General features: G+C 67.1%; 2 protein-coding genes. Both read right to left on the bottom strand.

Translation table 11 applies throughout. The features are described 5' to 3' along the window. Positions 1-35: 35 nt before the first annotated feature. Complete coding sequence (locus LQ326_RS47130; protein ID WP_234545371.1) at positions 36-1,043, bottom strand: IS3 family transposase; 1,008 nt, start codon at positions 1,041-1,043, stop codon at positions 36-38. Between the two features lie 17 nt (positions 1,044-1,060). Next, on the bottom strand, positions 1,061-1,444 hold the full coding sequence (locus LQ326_RS47125) for a hypothetical protein (protein ID WP_234545370.1): 384 nt from the start codon (positions 1,442-1,444) through the stop codon (positions 1,061-1,063). Between the last annotated feature and the right edge of the window lie 80 nt (positions 1,445-1,524).

Genomic DNA, 1,524 nt, shown 5'->3' with positions numbered 1-1,524 from the left:
CGGAAGATTTCAAGTCCAGTGAGACGGTCGTGATGCTATGAGGTTTGTGGTGCGGGTTCCCTGCGTTTGGCCGGGTCGTTGATCCATGCCTGCTGGGGTATCCGGGGTGGTCGGGGGCGGCGGCCGAAGCGTTCGGGATGGCGGGCGTATGCCTCGGTGAGGGTGACGGCACGTTGGTCGCGGACCTCCTCGGCGGTGCCGAAGTGCACGCTGGCGGGTGTGTGCCAGCCGATGCCCGAATGCCGGTGCTCGTGGTTGTAGTACGCGATGAACGCGTCGAACCACTCGCGGGCATGGGCCAGCGAGTCGAAGCGTTCGGGGTAGTCGGACATGTACTTCGTGGTCTTGAAATGGGCCTCGATGTAGGGGTTGTCGTTGGAGGTCTTCGGCCGCGAGTGCGACCGTGTGACGCCGAGGTCGATCAGCAGCTGGGAGACCTTCTTGGAGGTCATCGAGGTGCCGCGGTCGGCGTGCACGGTCTCGGGCACGATGCCGTTGCGGGTGATGGTCTCGCGGATCAACTCCTCCGCCCGTACCGCTGATTCGGCCCGTTCGACGGTGTGGCCGACGATGTAGCGGCTGAAGATGTCGATGATGACGTAGGCGTGGTACCAGATGCCCTTGGCCGGTCCGGCGGCCTTGGTGATGTCCCAGGTGAACACCTGTGAGGGCGCGGTGGCGACCAGCTCGGGCACCGTCTTGGCGGGGTGGGTTGCCTGTCTTCGGCGCTCGCCGTTCTGCCCCTTTTCGCGCAGGATCCGGTACATCGTGGAGACGGAGCAGTGGTAGCGCCCGGCATCCAGCTCGCGGGCCCAGATCTGTGCGGGCGGGAGCTCGGCGTACTCGTCGCTGTTCATCAGCTCCAGTACCGCATCCCGCTCTTCGGGCGTGAGGGCCGAGGGCTGAACCTGCCGCTTGCGGGGCCTTGGCGGTGGCGCCGGCCGCAGCCGGCGGTAGTGGGTCGCCCGGGAGCGGCCGGTCAGCCGGCACGCGGCCGTGATGCCCAGCCCGCCCTCGACGCCGGTGAACGCGTCGTCCACCACCGGGTCGGCGGCAGCCTTCAGTCCGCGCCCTCGGAGATCATTTCCAAGAGCGCGGAAGCTTTTCCCATGACTTCCAACGCGGCCTTGTTCCGGGCCAGTTCCTTCTCCAGCCGTTCCACCTGGCGGCGCAGTTTCTCGTTCTCCGCCTCGGCGGCGGACTTCTTCGGCCTCGCCGGGCTGGTGCGCTTGTCGACCAGTTTCTCCAGTGCCCCGGCATCCCGCGCGGCCCGCCATTCCTTGACGTGCGAGTGGTACAGGCGCTCGCGGCGCAGGACCGCACCCTTCTCGTTCTTCGGTGCGGCGTCGTACTCGGCCACGATCCGCAGCTTGTACTCCGGGCTGAAAGTACGGCGCTTCGGCCGGGGAGCCGGATCGGATCCGGCGGGCTTGGTGCTGGTCATGAGGGGGGTGGTTCTCCTGTCGTGCCCTCTCAGGCTAACCCGACGAAGCGGGATGTCTCACCCAAGGCTGACAGAGAGGG

This window comes from Streptomyces shenzhenensis (assembly GCF_021462265.1).
Classification (GTDB): Bacteria; Actinomycetota; Actinomycetes; order Streptomycetales; family Streptomycetaceae; genus Streptomyces; species Streptomyces shenzhenensis.
Note: the sequence above shows the minus strand (reverse complement) of the source record. Positions and strands in the feature narration are given on the sequence as shown.